This is a genomic window from Caballeronia sp. LjRoot31 (genome assembly GCF_964253885.1).
Taxonomy (GTDB): domain Bacteria; phylum Pseudomonadota; class Gammaproteobacteria; order Burkholderiales; family Burkholderiaceae; genus Caballeronia.
Genome location: NZ_CAXURX020000001.1, coordinates 146,141 through 168,698 on the forward strand (window position 1 = coordinate 146,141; position 22,558 = coordinate 168,698).

Annotated in this window: 21 protein-coding genes; 5 read left to right on the forward strand and 16 right to left on the reverse strand. The window is 60.8% G+C overall.

Going from position 1 to position 22,558, the window contains the following annotated elements; all coding sequences use genetic code 11:
- Positions 1-50 precede the first annotated feature (50 nt).
- On the reverse strand, positions 51-3,620 hold the full coding sequence (locus tag ACSQ8V_RS00640; RefSeq protein ID WP_436204598.1) for an indolepyruvate ferredoxin oxidoreductase family protein: 3,570 nt from the start codon (positions 3,618-3,620) through the stop codon (positions 51-53).
- Positions 3,621-3,870: 250 nt separating this feature from the next.
- On the opposite strand from ACSQ8V_RS00640, the gene ACSQ8V_RS00645 reads away from it, so the two are divergent.
- A complete protein-coding gene (locus ACSQ8V_RS00645) occupies positions 3,871-4,524 on the forward strand; it encodes a glutathione S-transferase family protein (protein WP_436204599.1) in 654 nt (217 codons plus the stop codon).
- Positions 4,525-4,544: 20 nt separating this feature from the next.
- Here ACSQ8V_RS00645 and ACSQ8V_RS00650 read toward each other — a convergent pair whose 3' ends face one another.
- From ACSQ8V_RS00650 to ACSQ8V_RS00690, 9 genes are all read right to left on the reverse strand, one after another.
- Complete coding sequence (locus ACSQ8V_RS00650) at positions 4,545-4,790, reverse strand: hypothetical protein (protein WP_213764635.1); 246 nt, start codon at positions 4,788-4,790, stop codon at positions 4,545-4,547.
- 65 nt (positions 4,791-4,855) lie between these two features.
- Positions 4,856-5,086, reverse strand: coding sequence for a hypothetical protein (locus tag ACSQ8V_RS00655; protein WP_158933979.1), 231 nt, complete (start codon positions 5,084-5,086; stop codon positions 4,856-4,858).
- Positions 5,087-5,174: 88 nt separating this feature from the next.
- Complete coding sequence (locus tag ACSQ8V_RS00660) at positions 5,175-6,086, reverse strand: carbohydrate kinase family protein (RefSeq protein ID WP_436204600.1); 912 nt, start codon at positions 6,084-6,086, stop codon at positions 5,175-5,177.
- Positions 6,087-6,098: 12 nt separating this feature from the next.
- Entirely contained in the window at positions 6,099-7,367 is a 1,269-nt protein-coding gene (locus ACSQ8V_RS00665) for an AGE family epimerase/isomerase (protein ID WP_436204601.1), read from the reverse strand.
- Positions 7,364-8,389, reverse strand: coding sequence for a LacI family DNA-binding transcriptional regulator (locus ACSQ8V_RS00670; protein WP_213764637.1), 1,026 nt, complete (start codon positions 8,387-8,389; stop codon positions 7,364-7,366). Before ACSQ8V_RS00670 ends, ACSQ8V_RS00665 begins: the two co-directional genes overlap by 4 nt.
- 244 nt (positions 8,390-8,633) lie before the next feature.
- Complete coding sequence (locus ACSQ8V_RS00675) at positions 8,634-9,254, reverse strand: class I SAM-dependent DNA methyltransferase (protein WP_213764638.1); 621 nt, start codon at positions 9,252-9,254, stop codon at positions 8,634-8,636.
- On the reverse strand, positions 9,251-10,027 hold the full coding sequence (locus ACSQ8V_RS00680) for a PIG-L deacetylase family protein (RefSeq protein ID WP_255631380.1): 777 nt from the start codon (positions 10,025-10,027) through the stop codon (positions 9,251-9,253). The genes ACSQ8V_RS00675 and ACSQ8V_RS00680 overlap by 4 nt, the downstream gene beginning before the upstream one ends.
- On the reverse strand, positions 10,015-11,058 hold the full coding sequence (locus ACSQ8V_RS00685) for an acyl-CoA dehydrogenase (RefSeq protein WP_436204602.1): 1,044 nt from the start codon (positions 11,056-11,058) through the stop codon (positions 10,015-10,017). The genes ACSQ8V_RS00680 and ACSQ8V_RS00685 overlap by 13 nt, the downstream gene beginning before the upstream one ends.
- A gap of 371 nt (positions 11,059-11,429) precedes the next feature.
- Positions 11,430-12,452 carry a bile acid:sodium symporter family protein gene (locus ACSQ8V_RS00690; protein WP_213764640.1) on the reverse strand — a complete coding sequence of 341 codons (1,023 nt, stop codon included), beginning with the start codon at positions 12,450-12,452 and terminating at the stop codon, positions 11,430-11,432.
- 524 nt (positions 12,453-12,976) lie between these two features.
- On the opposite strand from ACSQ8V_RS00690, the gene ACSQ8V_RS00695 reads away from it, so the two are divergent.
- Both ACSQ8V_RS00695 and ACSQ8V_RS00700 read left to right on the forward strand, forming a co-directional pair.
- Positions 12,977-13,414, forward strand: a complete 438-nt coding sequence (locus ACSQ8V_RS00695) for a hypothetical protein (protein WP_436180579.1) — start codon at positions 12,977-12,979, stop codon at positions 13,412-13,414.
- 733 nt (positions 13,415-14,147) lie between these two features.
- Positions 14,148-15,170 carry a porin gene (locus ACSQ8V_RS00700; protein WP_436183055.1) on the forward strand — a complete coding sequence of 341 codons (1,023 nt, stop codon included), beginning with the start codon at positions 14,148-14,150 and terminating at the stop codon, positions 15,168-15,170.
- Positions 15,171-15,312: 142 nt separating this feature from the next.
- On the opposite strand, the gene ACSQ8V_RS00705 is transcribed toward ACSQ8V_RS00700, so the two are convergent.
- On the reverse strand, positions 15,313-16,278 hold the full coding sequence (locus ACSQ8V_RS00705; protein ID WP_436204603.1) for an NAD(P)H-dependent flavin oxidoreductase: 966 nt from the start codon (positions 16,276-16,278) through the stop codon (positions 15,313-15,315).
- A 298-nt stretch (positions 16,279-16,576) separates the two neighbouring features.
- Between ACSQ8V_RS00705 and ACSQ8V_RS00710 the strand changes: the two genes are divergently transcribed.
- Positions 16,577-17,470 (forward strand): alpha/beta fold hydrolase, encoded by an 894-nt coding sequence (locus ACSQ8V_RS00710; protein WP_436204604.1) that lies wholly within the window; start codon positions 16,577-16,579, stop codon positions 17,468-17,470.
- Positions 17,471-17,681: 211 nt separating this feature from the next.
- On the opposite strand, the gene ACSQ8V_RS00715 is transcribed toward ACSQ8V_RS00710, so the two are convergent.
- Genes ACSQ8V_RS00715 through ACSQ8V_RS00735 form a run of 5 tightly spaced genes read right to left on the reverse strand, consistent with a single transcriptional unit; the run spans position 17,682 to position 21,641 of the window.
- A complete protein-coding gene (locus ACSQ8V_RS00715; RefSeq protein WP_436204605.1) occupies positions 17,682-18,599 on the reverse strand; it encodes an MBL fold metallo-hydrolase in 918 nt (305 codons plus the stop codon).
- The gene (locus ACSQ8V_RS00720) at positions 18,596-19,153 is read right to left on the reverse strand and encodes a DUF1289 domain-containing protein (protein ID WP_436206568.1); all 558 of its coding nucleotides are present in this window, start codon (positions 19,151-19,153) and stop codon (positions 18,596-18,598) included. Before ACSQ8V_RS00720 ends, ACSQ8V_RS00715 begins: the two co-directional genes overlap by 4 nt.
- Positions 19,154-19,194: 41 nt before the next feature.
- Positions 19,195-19,695: a YbaK/EbsC family protein gene (locus tag ACSQ8V_RS00725; protein WP_436180583.1), complete on the reverse strand. Its 501-nt coding sequence runs from the start codon at positions 19,693-19,695 to the stop codon at positions 19,195-19,197.
- Between the two features lie 44 nt (positions 19,696-19,739).
- Positions 19,740-20,663, reverse strand: coding sequence for a hydroxymethylglutaryl-CoA lyase (locus tag ACSQ8V_RS00730; RefSeq protein ID WP_436204606.1), 924 nt, complete (start codon positions 20,661-20,663; stop codon positions 19,740-19,742).
- Positions 20,664-20,699: 36 nt separating this feature from the next.
- Positions 20,700-21,641: a 2-hydroxyacid dehydrogenase gene (locus ACSQ8V_RS00735; RefSeq protein WP_436204607.1), complete on the reverse strand. Its 942-nt coding sequence runs from the start codon at positions 21,639-21,641 to the stop codon at positions 20,700-20,702.
- Between the two features lie 261 nt (positions 21,642-21,902).
- On the opposite strand from ACSQ8V_RS00735, the gene ACSQ8V_RS00740 reads away from it, so the two are divergent.
- Complete coding sequence (locus ACSQ8V_RS00740) at positions 21,903-22,532, forward strand: RBBP9/YdeN family alpha/beta hydrolase (RefSeq protein ID WP_436204608.1); 630 nt, start codon at positions 21,903-21,905, stop codon at positions 22,530-22,532.
- Positions 22,533-22,558: the final 26 nt, after the last annotated feature.

Consider the following 22,558-nt stretch of genomic DNA (forward strand, 5'->3'; position numbering starts at 1 on the left):
GGGCTTTTTTACATTCTTGCACGGCTACCGAGCGGCTTAGGGTACGGTCTTCACTTCGCCACCACCACCGGAATGCCCCTCAACGCGCCGGCACCCTTGACCTCATCGAGCGACGCCTTCACATACCGCCCTGTCTCGACCTCGATCCCCAGCTTCACCCCCAGATCCCGTTCGCGCCGTTTCACCATCGACAGATTCGCCAGTTTCACGTGTCCATAACCGCGAATGCGTTCGTGCAGCAGCGCAAGCGTTTCGATGTCCTTAGCGTTATCGGGTGTCATTACTTCAAGCGCGCGTCGAATAGTTATTTCGTAGTCTCCAGGAAGCTCGCGCTCCATCTTTCGCTCAAGCGACTTGCCGAACGGATCAATGACTGTCCCACGCAATCCGCGAACCTTCGACAGCACCCCAAGCACTGGCCACAACCATTGCCCAAACGTCATCTTCCGAGGTTGCCCACCGTTCTTCGCCTTCGATAAAACCGGCGGCGCCATATTAAATTTCACCGCGAAATCCTGACCCGCCGTGCCTTCGAACTGCGCTTCGAGCGCAGCGCGGAATGCCAGATCGGTGTGAAGCCGCGCGACTTCGTATTCGTCCTTCACCGCCAGCAGCCGATAAAACGTCGAAGCCACCGCGCGCGTCACGGCATCGTTGTGATGTGCCGCAGCGGCCGAAACCAATGCCCGATATCGCGTCACATAACTCGAACCGCCATAAGCCAGCAACCGTGCTTCACGATCCGCGATCAACACATCCAACGGCATCGCAGCCATCTCGACTCGCGGCGTAACAGCAGCTTTGCGCAGCGCTTCCAGCGCATCCAGATCCGCCGCAGCCAGCCTGCCGATAGCAAACGCCAGCTTGTTCATCGGCACGGCGACATTGTTCAACTCGATCGCGCGCATCAACGCGGCATGGGAGACCGGCACCAGTCCAAGCTGCCACGCATAACCCAGCATCAGGATATTTGCGCCGATTGTGTCGCCGAGAAAACGTGTCGCCAAGGCTTGCGCGTCGCACGTATTCATGCGTTCCGCGCCCGCCGCGTGTTGCATCTTTTCCAGCAACGACCCAGCGTGAAGGTTCGCATCGGGGTTCTGCACGAACGTCGCGTTCGGAATCGCGTGCGTGTTCACAACAATCCGCGTACGCCCATGCCGCACCGTTTGCAGCGCGTCAGCGCTCGCGCCGACGACCATGTCGCAGGCGAGCAGCACGTCGGCTTGCTGGGTATCGATGCGCACCTGGTTCAGCAGTGCATCGGTGGAAGCGAAGCGCACGAACGACAGCACCGCGCCGCCTTTCTGCGCAAAGCCCATGAAGTCGAGCACGGACGCGCTCTTGCCTTCCAGATGCGCGGCCATGCTGATCAGCGCACCGACCGTCACCACGCCCGTGCCGCCGACGCCGGTAATCAAAATGTCGTACGGCGCGTTATCGAGTTGGAGCCTGGGTTCCTGTAACGCATCGACGCGTGCCGCGAGCGCTTCGGGATCGAATACATTGCCGGCGGCTTTCTTGAGCTTCGCGCCTTCAAGCGTGACGAAGCTCGGGCAGAAACCGTTCACGCACGAGTAGTCCTTGTTGCACGACGATTGGTCGATGCGGCGCTTGCGTCCGAGTTCGGTTTCAACCGGTTCCACCGATAAACAATTGCTCTGCACGCCGCAATCGCCACAGCCTTCGCACACGGCTTCGTTGATGAACAGGCGCTTGTCGGGGTCGGGAAACTCGCCTTTCTTCCTGCGACGGCGTTTTTCAGCGGCGCAGGTTTGATCGTAGATGAGGACGGTGACGCCCTTGATATCGCGCAAGCGCCGCTGGACATCGTCGAGTTCGCGCCGATGATGGAACGTCGTGCCCTTCGGAAACTGATCGTGATGACCGTCATATTTTTCGGGTTCATCGCTGACTATGACCAGTGTCGCAATACCTTCGGCCTCAACTTGCCGCGCGATTTGCGGCACCGAAATGCTGCCGTCGACGGGCTGCCCGCCGGTCATCGCGACGGCGTCGTTGTAGAGAATCTTGTACGTGATGTTGGCCTTCGCCGCGACTGCCTGCCGAATCGCAAGGATTCCTGAGTGAAAGTACGTGCCATCGCCGAGATTCTGGAACACGTGCGGCGTTTTCGTGAACATGGAGTGCGACGCCCAATCCACGCCTTCTCCGCCCATCTGGATCAAGCCCGTTGTATCGCGCTCCATCCACGACGCCATGAAGTGGCAGCCGATCCCCGCCTGTGCAATCGAACCCTCAGGCACTTTCGTCGATGTATTGTGCGGACAGCCCGAGCAAAAATACGGCGTGCGTTTGACGGCATCGGCGGCATTCGAGAGGATTTGCGGCGCGACGAGATCCACGACTTTATCGCGGCGATCTAGCGCGGGTTTGTGCCGTGCGAGCCAGTCCGCGAAGACAGGCAGCACGCGCGATGGGCGCAGTTCACCGAGCGCACTCAGCAGCATTGCACCGTTCTGCGCGTTCTTGCCGACCACGATCGGCCGCGCGCCTTGTGTCCGGTTATACAAATGGTCCTTGATCTGCTGCTCGATCACCGGGCCCTTTTCTTCGATCACCAAGACCTCAGAGAGACCTTCGACGAAGGTATCGAGGCGCGTGGTTTCGAGCGGAAACGATAAACCCACTTTATAGATACGCACGCCGGCGGCATCGAGGTCATCGACACTCAGATCCAGACGGCGCAGCGTTTCCATCAGGTCGAGATGCGCCTTGCCGCACGTGACGATGCCGACGTTCGCGTGTTGACTCGGAGCAATCCATTTATCGATGGAATGCGTTTTGGAAAAATACCGTACGGCGTCGAGTTTCGCGGCGAGACGTGCTTCGATCGTCAAGCTCGGCAAGTCGGGCCAACGATTGTGCAACCCGCCTTCGGGCGGGACGAAACCCTCCGGCGCGGGCCACACGGTCTGGAACGCGTCGAGGTCAACAGTCGACCCGGACTCCACCGTCTCCGATATCGCCTTGTACCCCACCCACGCGCCCGAAAAGCGCGACAACGCCCAGCCGTAGAGACCGAACTCGAGCATATCGGCGATGTTTGATGGGTTCACCACCGGCATATGCCAGGCGATCATCGCCTGATCCGACTGATGCGGCATGGACGACGACACGCAGCCATGATCGTCGCCCGCCACGACCAGCACGCCGCCGTGCGGCGACGAACCGTACGCGTTGCCGTGCTTCAGCGCATCGCCGGCTCGATCCACGCCCGGGCCCTTGCCGTACCACATCGCAAAGACGCCTTCCACCGTCCGCTCGGGGTCCGATTCCACCCGCTGCGTGCCAAGCACGGCGGTGCCACCAAGCTCCTCGTTGATCGCAGGCAGAAAACGCACGTCATGTGACCCGAGGAGTTTTTTCGCCTTCCACAATTGCTGATCGACCATACCCAGCGGGGAACCCCGATAACCGCTGACAAAACCCGCTGTATTCAGCCCGGCGGCGCGATCGAGCTGGCGTTGCATCAGGACAAGCCGAACCAATGCCTGCGTGCCGGTGAGGAAGATCCGGCCATGCGCGGCGTTGAGGTTATCGGTGAGTTGGTAGCTGGCTAGCGGAGGGTTATCTGAAAAAGGCACTCGCGCGTTCATGGATGAGGCTCCGGCGTTTTATCGATGAATTGAGAGGATGTCGCCATTCTTCCTCGACATAACCGGAAGGTTTTTGCGTTCTTCGCGATCGCGCGCTTGTACCAGAAACGAAATCGATCTTTATTGAGATGGATGAGTGGAAATCACCTGCCGAATGGCTAACGTGTGGTTAACCCGCGCCTCGAAACCACCGGGAGCGGGTAATCTGGACGCTCCCTGACAATGCCGCGCCACAAAAAGGAATTCACCCATGAAGCTCTACTACTGGCCGAAGACGCGTGCGTTTCGCGCGTTATGGATGCTTGAGGAATTGCGCGTGCCGTATGAGTTCGCCTACGTGAACATTCGGGCGGGCGAGCAGAACGCACCGGCGTTTTGCTCGGTGAATCCGATGTCGAAGTTGCCCGCGCTGGATGACGACGGCGTGTGCGTCGCGGAATCGGGCGCGGTGCTGCTTTATCTCGCCGATAAATACCCGCAAGCGGGGTTGGGCGTCTCGCTTGATGATCCGTTGCGAGGCCGTTTCCTCCAATGGATGTTTTTCACGGGCGCTTGTCTTGAGCCAGCAATGGCAGAACGGATGACGGGCGCACCGGGCAACAGCGTGAGTTTCGGCTGGGGCGATCTGGGCCGCCTGGAAAAGGCGATTGAATCGGCGTTGGCCGACGGCGCCTGGCTGCTTGGAGAACGCTTTACCGCAGCCGACATCCTCGTTTCAAGCACGCTGCAGATCGCCTATATGGCGAAGCTGATCGAGCCGGGAGGCGTGTTGTCGGATTATGTGGCACGCGCAACGTCGCGGGACGCGCACGAACGCGCGGTATCGATCGATAAACAGGAAGCGCAGAAGGTGCCGTCAGCCGCCTCGCAGCAGCAGACGGGAACGGTGAGTCTGAAGCCCTGAGGTCGTATCGGGCTCGGGCGTCAAGGGAAGGTCTTGGGCTTGGGAATGCCCGCACCGGCTTCAATGTCCGCGACGGCTTGGACGTGCGCGGCATCAATGGCGTCGGTGGGGGTCGACAAGCCGTTATCGCCGCCAACGGTTTTCCACGGCTGCACGGCTTTGTCGAGATGACGGATTTCGTATTCCGCGTCCCAGCGCGTCCCCTGTAGTTCGATAGGCCGAACGTGGATGGAGTAGACGCCGTAGAGGAAGAGTTGTTCAGGCATGGTGGTTCTCCCGTTCAAGCGAAGTGACGACAGCAGCGGCGAGCAATCTCCGCGCCGCCGTCATTTCACAACTCGAGTTCGCCGAGGATCCGGTGCGCGAGCGCGCGGGCTTCTTCCAGCGCCTCTTCTTCGGACAGGGAAGTGGCCGCGACGTCGTACTGTTTGGGCTCGGAATCCTCGCCGTCTTCGCCGTCGTCCCGCACCAGCGTGACAACGCCTCGAAACTCGCCGCCGTCTACGGCGTGCGCGCCGATGGTCGCGGTGTAGATGCCTTTCGTGTAGATCGTGTCTTCCATGATGCACCTCCGGCAAAGGTTGAAACGATGCTAGCACGCGTATTTATCTAGCGTGTGACCGTCTCTCATTGACCCGTAGGCGCACGTTTCAGGCCAGCAAATTTTCCACTTCTTCCAGCGATGGTGAGTGCGCCCCCGACATCCGGCACGCCGCCGCGCCCGCCGCGAGCGCAAAACGCAGATGATCGGGCCAGCCGCCGGCGCGGGTCATCAAGCTATAGAGCAAGCCGGCAATGGATGCATCGCCGGCGCCGACTGTATCCGCGACATCGACTTTTGGCGGGCGAGCCTGCCAGCTTTCGTCGCCGACGTGCAGCGTGGCTTCAGCCGATCCGCGCGTGACAAGCACCGTGGCTTGCGGGTTCATCGCACGAGTCTCGGCGAGGGCGTCGGCTTCATCCGGCAGGGATGGGAAGAGTTTTTGCAGGTCTTCGTCGGAGACTTTGATCAGGTCGGCAAGCGCTGCCATCTTGCGCAAGGTTGGTTCGTAGTCATGCTCCATCAGGTTTCGATAATTCGGGTCGAAGCTGATCTTCACGCCGTGCTCGCGCAATTGCGCGGCGAGACGGGCGAGCGTGTCGCCAAGCGGCTGGCGCACGAGGCTGATGCAGCCGAAGTGCGCCCATTTCACCGAGTCCATCCAGCCGGTCGGCAGAAGGGAGGGATCGAAGGCGAGATCTGCGCCGTTTTCACCCATGAAGTAATAGGTCGGCGGCTGCGTCTTGTGGACAATCGCCAGCAACGGCGGCCGCTCTACGCGCTGCATGAAGCGCATGTCGAGGCCGGCCGCGACGCTGGCGTCCCAGAGTTCATCGGAGAAATTGTCCGTGCCTAGCGAACCGGCACATGCTGTAGGCAAACCAAGATGCGCGACGGCGCGTGCGACATTCCAACCCGCGCCGCCCGGGCGCGACAGCCAGTGTGACGGCCCGGTGCGGATCAGGTCCGTCAGGATGTCGCCGGCCGAGACGAATTGGGGGAAAGTTGAATTGGAGGTCATCGTACTCACGGTTTAGCTCGTCTCTTTCGCTGTCTCGCGGTTTTGCCGGGGCGCGTCGGTTAGTGGTATCGCGTTCAGCACTTCGTAGCACGCGCCCATCGTGTGGTAATCGGTCTTGCCGGCGGGACTCTTTTCGTCGCCGTATTTGCGGTTGTCGCAGGTCAGGATGCGGAACCACGCGCCATATTCGTGATCGACGAAATGTGCCCAGCTATAACGCCAGAGTTCGTCGTAGCAATCCCAGAAACGCTCCAGGCCGGTCCGCTTGCCGAGCAACGCCGCGGTGGCGAAGGTCTCTGCCTGCACCCAGAAGTATTTGTCGTGGTCGCAGATGGTGTCGTCAGGGCCGAAGCCGTAATACAGGCCGCCGTGCTGGTCGTCCCACGCGCGGTTGAAACCGGCGTCGAATAGTTCGATGGCGCGCGGCGCGAGCCACGGCAACGCGCGATGCCGCTCCAGGATCAGCAGCAGCTTCGCCCACTCGGTCTGATGGCCGGGCTGGAAACCCCACGGGCGGAAGATGTTGGAACTGTCGGATTCGTTGTAATGCCAGTCGATCGACCAGTCGGCGTTGAAGTGCTCCCAGACGAGGCCATTGCTCAACCGCGCCTGGCGCAAGGTGATGTTGCCGGCAATTTTCTCCGCGCGATCCAGATACAGCACATGGCCGGTCGCCTCGTACGCGGCCAGCAGCGCTTCGGTCGCATGCATGTTGGCGTTCTGCCCGCGATACGACGACAACTGCCAGTCGGGGGTGGCTTCATCGGCGTATAGACCGGCGCCCGCGTCCCAGAAATGCTTGTCCATTAACTGGAAGGTTTCATCGATCAAGGGTTTGGCTTCGTCAATACCAGCCATTGCCGCGTGCGCGCACGCCAGCAAAACGAACGCGTGGCCGTAGCAATGCCGCGTGCCGTCGAGCGTGCGTTTCGTACCGTCGCGCCATTCGATTTCCCAGTCGTAGCCTTCATTCACTGAGTCCCAATGCGCGTTGCGCAGGAATGTGAATGCGTGACGGGCGTTGTCCTGATGCTGCTGGCCGCCGAAATGACGGAACGCCATCGCGTGGTTGAAGACGAAGCGCGTGCTGCTGACAAGGTGACGCGTGGTGCGGTCGTAGACCGTGCCGTCGTCCTTGAAAAAATGGAAAAAACCGCCCGAGTCATCACGGGCGGTTCGCGCGTAGAACGCCAGCGTGTGGCGAACGTGATCGAGGAGGAAATCGCGGCTGCGAAAGTCCGGCTCTGCCGAACGCGCCACGTGCAAAGCGGTTGAGTTCATACCGGTGTGTGTGTCCGTGTTATGGCCGAGCTCGCGCGAGGGATGAGGCGCACGGGCACGAGCGTGTCGGTGGTGTTCGCGTCGTCGTGGCTCTGAGCGGTTTCCAGCAGCAATTCCACGCCGCGCCGCCCGAGCGCTTCCTTGTCGACCGTGACGGTGGTGAGCGGCGGCGTGCTTTGGGCTGCGGCGGGGATATCGTCGAAACCGACAAACGCGATGTCTTCCGGCACCCGCAAACCGTGCGCGAGACAGACGCGCATGGCAGCGAGGGCCGCTGCATCGTTATAGGCGAAAACGGCGTCAGGCAGCGGTGCGGATTGCGCACGCGCTTGCGCGATCAGGCGCTCCATGGCGTCGGCGGCAGCCACGTCAGCATCAATAGCGGGCTGCGTGGTGACTTCGAGCGTCGGGTTAAAGAGTAGTCCCGCTTCGAAATACGCCAGCCGATAACCCATTGCGCGCTGGGAGATGCTGTAGTGCGCCAGCGATCCGCCAATGAACGCAATCCGCTTGCGCCCGAGCGCGAACAGGTGCTGCATGGCAAGCGCGGCGCCGCGCGCGTTGTCGACGTTGACCGAGCGGAAACCCGGCGCGCGCAAATCGATCAGTACGACCGGCCGGTTCATGGAGCGCAGATGAGCCAGCAGCTCGGGCTCGATAAATCCCGCAACCGCGACGGCGTCCGGTGCGTGAAGCCGCATCTGCTGGGCGAGATCATGCGTTGGGCCGGCTGTCAGTACAGACGGCACCAGCCGTCGCTCGCGGCAGGCTTCTTCGAAACCGTGCAGCACGTGGGAAAAGAACGGGCTGACTGCGAAATTATTGTGCTGGCGATGAAGCAGGAACGTGACGCGCCGGATTCGGGTGCGAAGCTGGGCGGCGTCATAGCCAAGTTGTCGCGCTGCTTCCACCACGCGTTCACGCGTGGTTTCCGACAAGCCCGGCTGGTTTTTAAGCGCTCGCGATACGGTGCCGATTGACACACTGGCTGCGCGCGCGACATCGCGAATGGTTGTGGCCATCGGGTTTCTCGTCTCCGCATTGCGTAGATTTATTGTTTATCGGCGCTGAGGCGTTGTACGCATCTGATGTGTTTACTAACGACGTCAGTTTGCACAATTTCGGCGATTGTATAGTAAAACCGCGCGAAAACTTGTCCGAAGAACCTAGAGAAAACCCGCAATCTCTTTGTCAATAAGACTTTCAGTTGGCTTTATTGTTTAGTAAATGTGTCGAAAAATTCAACTTAACATGTATTGGCGAGCACTAGCGCGCCTCCCGTTGATGCACGGATCGCGCATTCGATGACCACACGTCGAGCACCATGTCATCGTCTCGATAGCAGGACAGAAGCGGTAGCGTGAGTTTTGCGCGAAGTTCTCGATGTACATGATCTCCTGAGTGCGGCCATCCCTTGATCGGCCGCCGCCAATGGCAGGCGATCAGCGTTCCCCCCTCGGCGAGCGAAACGGTCAGCTTAGCTATCAGCTCCGCCAGTTGCGCCTCATTCAGGTAATACGCCACCTCGCTGATTACGATCAGGTCGAACTCGCCATCCGGCCACTCGTTGGGCATGGCGCGCTGCTCGACCCGAACGTGCTGAAGATGCGCGACTCGCTGGCGGGCAAGTTCGACCGCTGCCGGATTCAAATCCGCTGCGAGCAGCATCTCGCATCGAGACGCCAGCTCAGCTGTCAGTTCGCCGTTCGCGCAACCGGGTTCATACGCACGACGGTAACGTTCGTCGGGGAGGGCGGCCAGCGTCAACGCGCGCTTGCGCCGCTCGTACCAGCGGTCACGAAGTAGCCAGGGGTCGTTGCTGCGTTGATAGAGACCGGCGAAATAGTCCTGCGCGTTCGGTTCCTGCGTGTTCCGGTCCGCTGTCATATCAGCACGACCTCATAGGGCCGGGTGAGACGTTCGAGCACATGCTCGGGCAGGATGGGTGCGCGACCCGTCGAGTTGTCGGCTTCGATCTGACTCCGAAACGCCTGGACCGCGTGAACCTTGCGGGCAAGCGTTGCCGCATCCAGCACGATGCGGCGCGCACGGCTCCAGGGCACGCGGGAATCCTCGGGTGTCGCCCAGTGCCACGTCCATACAGGGACTTCCACGAACGGCAGGTCAAGCGCACCCGCCACGGCGGTCACAACCCGGCCGACCGACTCGTGGTCGGGATGGCCATCGAAACGCCAGGTTCCAAACACAATGTCGCCTGGTTCGAGATGGACTTTCAACGCTTCCGCCAGTTCGGGCTCGAACGTTTCTCCACCGCCGTCCGCAAGGTGCAGCCGCACCAGCGCGACGTGCCTCATGCGCAGACGTTGTAGCGCGTCGCGCGTTTCTTGCGGACGGGCCGCGGCGAGCCTCGCTCTGGGCCATTCCGGCGAATCAGGATGGCTCGCAGTGCCGTCCGTCACGGCGATGATCAGCACCTTGCGACCCAGATCCGACAGTTGCGCCAGCAGGCCGCCCGTGCCCAGAACCTCGTCGTCTGGATGCGGCGCAACAATCACGGCGCGTGCACCGGGCGGCACGAGGATCGCCGGATCGACTTCGGGCAGGCTCGAAAGCAGCCCGGACTTTTGCCAGGTTGCTTCGGGCGTGCCATTCCCTCTGATAGCGCGGTCGTTTGCCGAGTGAGTTACTACAGGTTCCATGTGCCGCATTCCCCATTGATAAGTCGTTCAGCAAGCGCGGCTTCGTCACGTTCGGCATGACTCTGCCGGATAAAGACAGGTAGATCGGCCATCAGGCTCGCGAAATGGCGGTTACGGCAAAGCGGTCCGGCGCCCAGCGCACGGCCGGCACGCTCGACGACATCAACCGCCGTCCGTTCCGCGGCCAGGCGGACTCGAAAGGCATCGGACATGGCGTCCGCCTGCGGCTCGCGGTCAATCCGTGCGGCCGTCTCGCGCAGCAGGCTGGCCGTGCCGGAGAGAGCCGTGTCAATAGCGCCCAGATGGGCGAGTTTGTACGCGTCGGCGCGGCGCGCGGCATCCCGTTTGACGAATTCCCCGATTGCCGCAGCCGCCCCGAACCAGCATGCAGCGATCCCGCCGCCGCCGTGCCAGAAACCCGCGCGCTCCAGATAGGCGCGCGGCGCGCCGATGCAGTTGGCTTTAGCGTGATCGAAATGGACGTCCACGCTCGCGCTCGCCGACATGCCGACCGCCATCCAGCCATCACGCGTGATGCGCACGCCCGGCTGGCGGAGATCGACTGCGACGAGAATTGGCTCGTCCCGCTCGTTCCAGGCCGTGACGAGGGCATGGGTAATCGAGGCCGCTCCGGAGCACCAGGCCTTCGTACCGTGCAACGTGACGCTGGTTGGGTTGGACGCAGCTTTCGCGGCGAGGCGTGCCGCGGGCGGCTCTGCTGCCCAAACGCCCCACGTCTGACCGCTTTCCGGGACATGCCCCTCGCCTAGTTCAGCCATGATTGCGAGCGCGTCCGTATGGCCTTCGAACAGCTTGACCAGTGCGAGATCGCACGCCGCGACCGCCGCGAGTATTCGCCAGCGTTCGAGCGTCGCGCCATGACCGGGGAGTGGCAGGCGATCAAAGCCGGCATCGATCAGGGCGTGGAGCGCGCGAGCGGTATCAGTGTCCGAGCCGCGCTCGAACTGGAGTTCACGCAAAAACGGACCGAGAATGGATTCGCTCGCGGCCCCGCCAGTCATTGCTTGCATGGTGGTCATTCCCAACCGCTTGCGTGGATGAAGTCAGGCATGTCGTTGTCCGTTGCCTGGTGCCAGTAACAGCTTATGGACACAAGTGTGGCAAGGCACATGCCCGATCACCAGTCCGCCAGATGGCATAGGGGTTGTGAATAAACGGGTTGTGAAGAAAAGAAACGCGTTTGTTGCAAGTTCCCGCATCAAGTCATAGGTCTTCAGGCCGAATCGACAGAACCCCTGAATGAGCTCCAAATAGCAAAAAAGCCGCGCGGGGCGGCTTCATGCTTGGGTAAGTTGGGTCGGGAGAATCAGTGATGCAGCGTATTTTCACGCTATTGCCAGTCGCGGCATCGGCGCAGCGGTTACTAGCGGTCCTAATTGACCTAACGGACTTGCGCGCGGGCGCCTTCTCCTTCTGGCTGCGGCGCTTGCTCGCCGGAAGTGTCGCGGGCACCCCAGCGTTGCGCGAGTACAGCACACGTCATCAACTGGATCTGATGAAAAAGCATCAACGGCAGAACGACCGCGCCTACTGCATGGGAAGCGAAAATCACCTTCGCCATGGGGATCCCCGAGGCGAGGCTTTTCTTCGATCCGCAAAAAATGATCGTGATCTGATCTGCCCGGTTGAAGCCCAGCCGCTTGCTGGCAAACGCTGTCACCCCCAGCGCGAGTGCAAGCAGCACCACGTTCACTACAACAAGTCCGCCAAGCGTTTGCAGGGAAATGGTGTGCCAGATGCCCTCGTTCACCGCTTCGCTGAAGGCGACGTACACAACCAGCAGGATCGAACCTTGATCGACGAAACGCAGGATGCTGCGATTCTTGTCGAGCCATTTGCTGATCACCGGCCGCAGCAGTTGCCCGGCAATAAACGGCACGAGCAGTTGCAGCACGATATTGCCGACCGTGTGCCATGCCGAACCGGCGTGGCCGCTGCCGTCGGTTACCACGATACCGACCAGCGCGGGCGTGATGAAGATGCCGAGCAGGCTCGACGCCGAGGCGGCACAAACCGCTGCCGGCACATTGCCCTTCGCAATGGATGTGAACGCGATAGACGACTGCACGGTGGACGGCAACGTGCACAGGAACAGGATGCCCATATACAGCGCGGGCGTGACGAGCGGCGTGAGCACGGGTTTCAGCGCCAGGCCAAGCAAGGGAAACAGCGCGAAAGTGCTGAGCAGTACGACGATATGCAGACGCCAGTGCGTCATGCCCGACACGATCGCTTCACGGGAGAGCTTTGCCCCGTGCAGGAAAAACAGCAGCCCGACAGCAATGTTGGTCAGCCAGTTGAAGCCGACCGCCGCCGCGCCACGGCAAGGGAGCAGGCTGGCAAGGATCACCGTGCCTACGAGTGCGAGAGTGAAGTTATCAGGGAGAAACTTGGGGCGGGTCATCAGGGATTCGCATGTTCATGAAAGTGCATGACGACTCTCGGCGATCACATTTTGTGCCTTCAAAAAAGGCGAACGGACGCGCGCGAAAACCGTCGCGATCGCTATTTTGAGCGCATACCGATTCAAGATGCAAATTCATTTAAGTGATCTATTAATTCAACAAACGCATGAGTCACCTATTTTGGGCATCCGGCACGGGCACGCAGAGCGCGCCACGGATCGTTTGCGGACCACTGGGCAGCAACTGGAATCAAGCTGGATTTGATAAGACGGAAGTGCCGCAAGCCATCCCAAAATGAGCCAAAAAACAGTGAAGTAACATGGTGTTACAACCCTCAGGAAGACCTAACACTTTTTGGCTCGACTCCAGTCGCGCAGCACAATAAATTGAATGACAGACCGGTCGGCAGGCGCGTTAAGAAACGCGGGCCTGATGCTCCGACAATTGACCGGTCGGCGATGCCTGGCGGTGTCCACTTTCCGCCAACACGCCCGAACAGACTCGGACAATTCGCAGTATCGACATGTTGCTCACCCGATTTGGACCTATCGCTCGCTTGATCCTCACCGCTGCCGCCGGTCTGGTTGCGGCGTCGACGCTGTGTGCGTCGCTGGCTTTCGCCGGCGGGAACAACGGCGGAATGTTCAGCCGCAACGCCGGTCAGGCTCAAGGGCAATGGAAGGCTGTGAATCCCGTGAACCGGCATGCAATGCGAGTGGACGACGTCGAGCGTGGTGCCCAGTCGTTCCGTTATCAACGCGTTGCGGCAGGTTCGGGCCTGACGCCGATCAGCGCGGAAGTGCGTGGTGGACCGCGTGCCGACCAGGCTGCGCAATTGCGCGCCGGCGGATCGATCCGCGCCGACATCGCACGTTATAACGAAGAGCGCAGCAGTCCGCGTCCGTCGGGCCGCCAAGTCGACGACCCGCGCTCGCCCGCGAACTCCGCCTATCGGAATTGATGGCTGAAGTACCCGGCGCGCGGCAGGCGAACGCGTGATCATCCGCATGAATCAAATCCGCACGGGGTATCGATAGGCGAAATGCGCCTCTGCCGCCCCTCAAAGAATCCGCCCCTCCAGAATCCGCCCCTCCCTCGTAGTTCTCGCCGTGTTCTTCACCCATCAGTTCGAACAGCCGGTTCGACTTGTAGCCAGTAGCTTGGCGAGTGCAAAACAAAAAACAATTCCCCCGTCTATGGCAAGCGTCGCAATGACGTAATCCCGCCACAGTTTCATCGCCCGAAGCGCGTATCCATTCCTCTCAAATTTAGCCGCATTAACAATGCATGCGACTGGCGTTTCTGATCGCATTTTTATTGTTGCCGGAATCCAGATTGCCCGGGTGCACCGTGGCATATAGCATCGCGGGCTATCGTCTTGCAGGCCGACTCCTCCTTCAAGTGTCCTTTTCGCATCGCGTTGCATCAGCCGATAAAAGTTCGGCGCGCGCAATGTATTCAAACCGCTATAGACAGCATAAGGAAAGTTATTTTTGTCCAGAAAAATGATCCGTAAAGATGGTTCCGCCCTAAGCCATCTGCATGCATAGCGGACATTTATAAGAACAGTCCGATAAAGCGAGGCAATGTCCCTCGCCGAATCCCGTTTTAACGTTAATACGACAGGAGAGTCCATGAAGCCACCCGTGAACCGCGTGCTTAAGGCCGCGGCCAAGGCTGCCGTTACTGCAGGCATGTTCGGCTTGCTTGCCGCCAGTTCCGCTCAAGCGCAATCGAGTGTCCAGTTGTATGGACAGGTCGACGAATGGGTGGGAGCCACTAAATTCCCGGGCAGCCCGACGGCCTGGAACGTAGGTGGCGGGGGTATGTCGACGTCGTACTGGGGTATGAAAGGCAGCGAAGATCTCGGTGGCGGTTATAAGGCGATCTTCACGTTGGAAAGCTTCTTTCGGGCGCAGAACGGTAATTACGGCCGCTTTCAGGGCGATACATTTTTCGCGCGCAATTCGTATGTCGGTATCGAGTCGCCGTACGGTACGGTCACCGCTGGCCGGCTGACCACGCAGCTTTTTGTATCGACCATTCTGTTTAACCCGTTTGTTGATTCGTATACGTTCTCACCGATGGTTTATCACGTGTTCCTCGGTCAGAGCACGTTTCCGACGTACACGACGGACCAGGGTGTTGTCGGCGATTCGGGTTGGGATAATTCCGTTCAGTACACCACACCTGATTTCAGCGGTTTGTCGGGTAGCGTGATGTACGGCGTCGGTAACCAGGCCGGACAAAACGGCGCGAAGAAATACAGCGCGCAATTCCTGTATTTCCACGGCCCGTTTGCGGCGACCGGCGTATATCAGTACGTGAATTTCAGCGCAACGCCGGGTGACCTGACGTCGTTCGTGGCCGGTTACAAGAGCCAGAGCGTGGGCCAGTTGGGTGCTTCGTACGACATGAAGTACGTCAAGTTCTTCGCGCAGTACATGTACACGCACAACGATATCGATCCAGGTTCGTTCCACGTGACCACGGGCCAGGGCGGCGTGACCATTCCGGTTGGCGTGGGTTCGGTGATGGCGTCGTATGCGTATTCGCGCAGCAACGGCGGGCTCGACCAGACGCACAAGAGCTGGGCGGTCGGCTATGACTATCCGCTGTCGAAGCGCACCGACGTCTATGCTGCGTACCTGAACGACAAGTACACGAGCATGTCGAGCGGCGATACATACGGCGTCGGCATTCGCACGAAGTTCTGAGCGAAGGCCGCGAGCGTAACGCGCGGGCTCCCGGCAACGCAAAAACGCCGCCCTAAGCCAATAGGCTTAGGGCGGCGTTTTTGTTGTCCGGCGCGCAAGACGATTCAAAGAGGTCCGCGAACCAGCCGCTCACCGGACTGCTTTATCGCGAAATACCTAGCCGCGTTTTTGCATCGTCGTATTCGTGTTTGAGTCGCGACACGAGTTCCGCCACCGTCGGCACGTCGTCCATCAAGCCGACGCCTTGTCCCGCGCCCCAGATTTCTTTCCAGGCTTTGGCTTTGATCGCCGAGTCGCCGAAATTCATCGCGGCTTTATCAGATGCCGGCAGTGCGTCCGGATCGAGTCCGGCATTGAGAATGCTCTGACGAATGTAGTTGCCGTGCACGCCGGTGAAGAGGTTCGTATAGATGATGTCGGCGGCTTTCGATCCCACGATCGCACTCTTGTAGTCTTCCAGCGCATGCGCCTCGCGCGTGGCAATAAAGCGTGTGCCGATATACGCGAAATCCGCGCCCATGGCTTGCGCGGCGAGAATCGAGCCGCCGTTGGCAATGGCCCCGGACAACGCGATCGGGCCATCGAAAATACGCCGCACTTCGCCCACCAGCGCGAACGGCGACATCATGCCCGCGTGTCCGCCTGCGCCGGCTGCAACCAGGATCAGGCCATCGACGCCCGCTTCCAGCGCCTTCTCGGCGTGCCGCAGGTTGATCACGTCGTGCAATACGATGCCGCCGTAGCTGTGCACCGCGTCGATCATCTCCTTGACCGGTGCGCGCAGGCTCGTGATGAAGATCGGCACGCGATGTTCCACGCATACCCGCACGTCCGCCTCAAGCCGCGCGTTCGAATGATGCACGATCTGGTTGACCGCGACCGGGCCGACCGGCGCGCCAGGATTCGCCGCCTTATGCGCCTCGATTCCTTCGCCGATTTGCGTGAGCCATTCGTCGAGCAGCTCGGCTGGCCGCGCGTTCAGCGCGGGAAACGAGCCGACAATACCCGCCTTGCATTGCGCAAGCACGAGCTCGGGATAACTGACGATGAACATCGGTGAAGCGATAACGGGTAGCGCGAGGTGTTGCAGAGCGGCGGGGAGTGCCATGACACGAGTCTCCTGATTGAATGTGAAAGCCCGCGATACGCGTGCGTCCATCTGGCGTGGGGTCACAATAACTGCACGGTAGCTGCGAACGGCGATTGCCGCCGGACTTGGGCGTTGCTTAAGCGCATGCACCGAAAAGCATGCGAACGACCGTTCGATTATAGGCGAATCCGTTGATGCGCGATCACCGGGGAGATTGGAAGAAGTCTTCAGCTTCTACGAAAGCGCCCGCCAGCAAGCAGTTTAGTATTGCCGAGGACGCCTACAATGCTTTTCCCGTCACGCGAATATTCACGCCATGCCGTTCGAAGACTACGAGCCGTTCACCTTCGATGCCGCGGGCGTCGACATCTTCGGCATGAAGGGCGGTAACGGGCCGCCGCTTCTCCTGCTTCACGGCCACCCGCAGACCCATGAGATCTGGCATCGGCTGGCTGGCGTTCTCGCACAGCATTTCACCGTGATCGCGACCGATCTGCGCGGTTACGGCGCATCGGCGAAACCGCCCAGCGACGCGCAGCACACACCCTATTCGAAACGCGCGATGGCCGCCGATCAGGTCGCGGTCATGCGGCACTTTGGTTTCGAGCGCTTCATGGTCTGCGCGCATGACCGTGGCGCGCGGGTGGCGCATCGGATGGCGCTGGATTTTCCGCAGGCTGTCGACCGCCTGATGCTGCTCGACATAGCCCCAACGCTCGCCATGTACGACGCCACCGATCGCGCCTTCGCCACCGCCTATTTTCACTGGTTCTTCCTGATCCAGCCCGAGCCGTTGCCGGAATTGCTGATCGGCGCGCATCCGGACGTGTATATCGAGCGCGTGATGGGCAGCCGCCATGCCGGTCTTGCACCCTTCGCGCCGCACGCTTTGCAGGCATACCGCGACGCGTTGCGTCAGCCGGGCGCTGTGCATGCAATGTGCGAGGACTATCGGGCGTCGGCGTCGATCGATCTCGAGCATGATCGCGCAGATATTGAATGCGGCAACAAACTCGCGTGTCCGCTGCGGGTGTTGTGGGGGCAGGAAGGCGTGATCGAACAATGCTTTGAGCCGTTGACCGAATGGCGTCGTGTCGCGCGCGATGTCAGCGGTCGGGCGTTGCCTTCGGGCCACTATATTCCGGAAGAAGTACCCGATGAACTGCTTGCGGAAATGCTCGCGTTTTTCGAGGCGACCGAGGCTGCATAAAGGGCGCGGCGTGTGCGCGTCATGGCACGTTTAGCCGGCTGTTATAAGTCTGTAGGGAAAGCACCGATGCGTCTCAAAAACAGGCGCGCTACGATGCAGTCGGCGCTGATCACGTCAACAAAATTCCGCCGCTTGGGCCTGGCCGTTCGACGACAAATCGATAGCTGACAAGCGGCTTTCTTTTGGGCTGTCCGGTGTCATGCTTTCGCATTCAGCTGATCTTCACTGTTTCGCCATCCACCTTCAGCACGCCGCTCGTTGCCAATTCGGCGAGATACTTGCGCACCAATCCCGGACGATCATCGGAGAGCAGGTTAGCGGCGGCGCGCATGGCCCCGGCTTGATCTACGAGCAGCAACAACTCGCTGACGGGCATCGAGCGCAACTCCATCAGCTTGAACACGATCAACACCTTCAGCGCATTCTTCGCGTTGCGCGCGGGATCGGCACGCAGATAATCGATTCGAGAGAAAGCGATATCCAACGCCTTCGATACATCCGTGAACGGCGCGCCGTGGCCAGGAATCACCGCCCTCACGTCCAGTGTGGCGATCAGCTCGAGCACCGCGCGTTGTTCCGCGAAACCGCTTTCGCCTTCCAGTTCGGGAAAGATCACGCCGAAGCCGTTTTCCCACAGCGCGTCGGCGCTGATCAGCAGCCGTTCTTCAGCGCAATACAACATCAGCGAATGCGGATCGTGACCGGGCGCGCCGAGCACCGACCAGTCGAGGCCGCCAAGCCGGAGCGTCGCGCCCGGCGCAATCGTGCCGGTGAAACCGAAACGCTCGCAGGTCTGCCCGGTCGCGCGGAACGTGAGCCTGTCTTCATCCCATTCACGCACGGCGTCAGCCTCTGTTTGTGGAATGAGCGTCTCGCAGACGAAGCTGGATTGCAGCAGCGCATTGCCGCCGCAATGGTCCGAATGCAGATGCGTGTTCACAATCAGATCGAGTGTGCGTTCATTGCGTTCATTGCGAAGCGCTTGCCGCACGAGTGCCAGCGTCTGTGGCGCGTGAGTGGCGTAGCCGGTATCGACCAGCGCGGTGCGGGCGTTATCGATAAAGAACACGTTATTCGACGACAGCCAGCCGCGCTCAAACACCCGCATGGACGCCGGTAACGTGATCATGTGCCTGGCCCTTTCGGCATCACCACGATGGTCGCGCTCGCCTTGACCATGACCTCGCCGTGCTGATTCAGCGCCTGACCTTCCAGCTTCACGAGATCGCCGTTCAAGCTCGGTTTCCAGTGTGCTTCAATAACTTGCCAGCTCATCGCGAGCACGTCATTCGCCTTGACCGCCCGCACGAGCTTGATGCCGAATTCAAGGCCGAGCGGCTGGGCGTAGGTGGAAAAATGCGTCGCGATCATCGCCATCAAATGCGCCGTGGGTTGCGTGCCCGACGCGATCAGCGAACCGAAGCGGCTGGCTTCGGCATAGGCATCGTCGTGATGCAGCGGGTTGTGATCGTTGACCAGCGTGGCAAACGACTTGATGGAATCGGGCGGCAACGCCAGCGTGGCCGTGAATTGCTCGCCGATGCGCACCACACGCGGCCCTTTTTTTCGCGCCTCCGCTAGCTTCAGGACCGCCGCCTTTTGCGTGTCATCGAAGGAAGACCAGCCCGCAATTTCATCGATCGTGCGAAAACAGCCGTCGCAGAGTCCTGTTGATGGATTCATCCTGCATACATCGATACACGGCGATGCAACGGCCTCAGTCATCACGCCGTCTCGCGCAATGCGACATCGGCGACGGGCGCGCCCGTCAGCGCAACCAGTTCCTGCGGCGTCAGGTTGAACACCGCGTGCGGATGACCGGCGGCGGCCCAGAGGCTGTCAAGCGCGAGCAGGTCTTCATCGATCAGCGTCAGCGGCGGCGTGGCATGGCCGATCGGGCACACGCCGCCGATCGCGTAGCCGGTTTTCTCGCGGACGAACCTGGCGTCGGCGCGGGCGAGTTCGCCGACCCGTTCGGCCACTTTCTTTTCGTCCACACGATTCACGCCGCTCGCAATCACGAGCACCGGCGCGTCGTCTTTCTTGCGGCGAAACAGAATCGATTTGGCGATTTGCGCGACCGAGCAGCCCAGGCCGGCCGCCGCTTCGGCCGATGTCTTGCCGGTTTCGGCGAGCATCACGACGGGACTGGCGTGTCCGCGTTCCTGCAGCAGGAGCGCCACGCGGCGAGCGGATTCGGGCAGGGCGTCGAGTGTTTCGTTCATCGTGTTTTATCCAAGGTCCAAAGTCCAAAGTAATGCGCCGGCCGTCAAACGCAGGCAGCCAGACCATCGCGTTTTTTCGCGAGCAACGCGCGTCCCACTCGCGACGCGCTCGGCTTGCCGATCGCCCGCGAAATGAAATCACCGATATCCACGAGCTGATCGAGATCGACGCCGGTTTCAATGCCCAGTCCGTTGAGCATGAAGATCACGTCCTCGGTCGCGACGTTGCCGGTCGCGCCTTTCGCATACGGACAACCGCCAAGTCCCGCCACGGAGGCGTGGAAAATCTCGATGCCTTCCTGCAACGACGCGTAGATATTCGCGACCGCCTGACCGTAGGTATCGTGGAAATGGCCTGAGAGCCGTTCGCGTGGAAACACCTTCGATACCGCCGCCATCACCTCGCGCGTGCGGCCCGCGGTGCCCACGCCGATGGTGTCGGCAATATCGATTTCATCACAGCCGAGCGCCTTCATGCGCTGCACGACATCGACGACAGCATCAATTGGCACGTCGCCCTGGTACGGGCAACCCAGCGCGCACGAAATACTGGCGCGCAAACGCAGGCCCGCTTCTTTCGCCGCCTTCGCGACGGGTTCGAAGCGCGCGATGCTTTCCGCAATGCTGCAGTTGATGTTCTTCTGCGAGAACGCTTCGCTGGCCGCGCCGAAGATGACGATTTCATCGGCCTTCGCTTCCAGCGCCGCTTCGAAGCCACGCAGGTTCGGCGTGAGCGCCGAGTAAATCGTGCCCGGACGCCGCTCGATGCCGGCCATCACAGCCGCGGCGTCCGCCATTTGCGGCACCCATTTCGGCGAGACGAAGGACACCGATTCGACGTTCTGGAAACCCGCGTTTGCCAGCCGATTCACCAGTTCGATCTTGATGTCGGTCGCGACGAATTCCTTCTCGTTCTGCAGGCCGTCACGCGGTCCCACTTCGACGATTTTCACTTTGGCGGGTAGCATGCCTGTCTCCTTTGAATACCTATAAATCCTTGTAGCTCAGTAACCGCGTTTCACATCGACTATGCCGGATATCGGCTCGCCGCGCGCGTGCGCCATGATCTTGTTCGCGATCTGCTCGATGCTTTCCTCGCGCAGGGTTTCGGCGGAGATGTGCGGCGTGATCGTGAGGCGTGGCGTGCGCCAGAACGGATGATTGTCCGGCAACGGTTCGGTGTGGAATACATCGAGTGTCGCGGCGGCGATCTGGCCGATCTGCATGGCGTGCAGCAGATCGTCGTCTACAAGATGCCCGCCGCGTGCCAGGTTGACGAGATACGCGCCGGGTGCAAGCCGTTCGAACGTGTGCCTGTTCAGGATGCCTTCGGTATCCGGTGTATGCGGCAGCAGGTTGATGAGCACTCTCGTGCCGTCGAGGAATGACTCGAACTGTTCGTCGCCGGCGAAGGTCTTGACGCCTTCGATATCCCGCTTGGTACGGCTGAAACCGCGCACGGGCATGCCGAACGCCGTCAGCGCCTGCGCGACCCGCGCGCCGAGAACGCCCATGCCCAGCACGCCGATGGTGAAGTCCTTCAGCGCATAGGGCGGCAGTTTTTGCCAGCGATGCTCGCGCTGGAGCGCATCGTATTCGTCCAGGCGGCGCAGGTAACGCAGCACCGCGTGGGCCGCATATTCGACCATCTGATGGCCCATGCCGCTGTCTTCCAGGCGCACGAGCAGCGCGTTGGGCGGCAGGGTGCCCGGTTGCTTGCGTTCGACCTCAAGGATCGCATCGACACCCGCGCCCAGATTGAACACCGCCTTCAGATCCGGCCGGTTCGCGAACAACTCGGGCGGTGCACGCCAGACGACCGCATAGTCGGCGGGGGCGTTATCGCCGGGTTGCCACAGGCGGACATCGGCGCTGGGAAGCGCGCGGGAGAGATCGTCGAGCCAGAGCGGGGCCTCGGCGTGGTGCTCGTAGAGAATGATCTTCATCGAAGGTTCGTATTCACGGGGTAAGGGCGCGGATTGATCGTTGAATTGTGTCCGAAATTAAGCCTATTTTACGGTTTCGCCGTGGTTTCGCAGGGTTTTGCCGCGGTTTTGCCGATTAACACGCGTAGCGCGAGAAACCACGCCGCCGCATCGTCCGATTGCCGCCGATAACCAAATGACGAAAACTTGGTTCGCACGGACGCGCTCACGCAGCAGAATTGTTCCTCACCATGCTGGCTACGAGCCAGCAGCGAGGTTCACATGAGTTCATGCAGCACATCTCCCTGGCCGCCGCGGCTCGTGACCGTGCCCGGTCTGCACGGCAGCGAGGGCGCGCACTGGCAAACCTGGCTGGAACGGCAATTACCGAAGTCGCGACGCGTCGAGCAGGCCGACTGGGACGCGCCTCAACTCGATGCGTGGGCGCAATCCGTTGCGGATACGGTGACGAGCGTTCATGGTCCGGTGATTCTTGCCGCGCATAGTTTCGGTTGTCTCGCGGCCGCACACGCGATCGTACAAGGGCTGACCGGCGACGCCGTGGCCGGCGTGCTGTTTGTCGCGCCTGCCAGTCCGGACAAGTTCCGGTTCGCCGGGGCATTCGAGCCGCGCCGCCTTGGGGTGCCATCGGTGCTGATTGCGAGCATGACCGATCCGTGGATGCCCTTCGACCAGGCGATGCGTCTCGCGAGCCAGTTTGGCAGCGCGTTCGTGAATCTCGGCGATTCCGGGCACATCAACACGGCAGCGGGGTTCGGCCCGTGGCCGCGCGCGAAATATTTCGTCGATACCTTGATTCATTGCGCGGCCCCGGCGCATTTCGCGGCGCAACCCGATGTGTCGGACCACTTCGACGACTTCGAGCACATCGAACAGGCGGCTTATGGATGAGGTGTCCGATGCATTAAAGCCCCGGC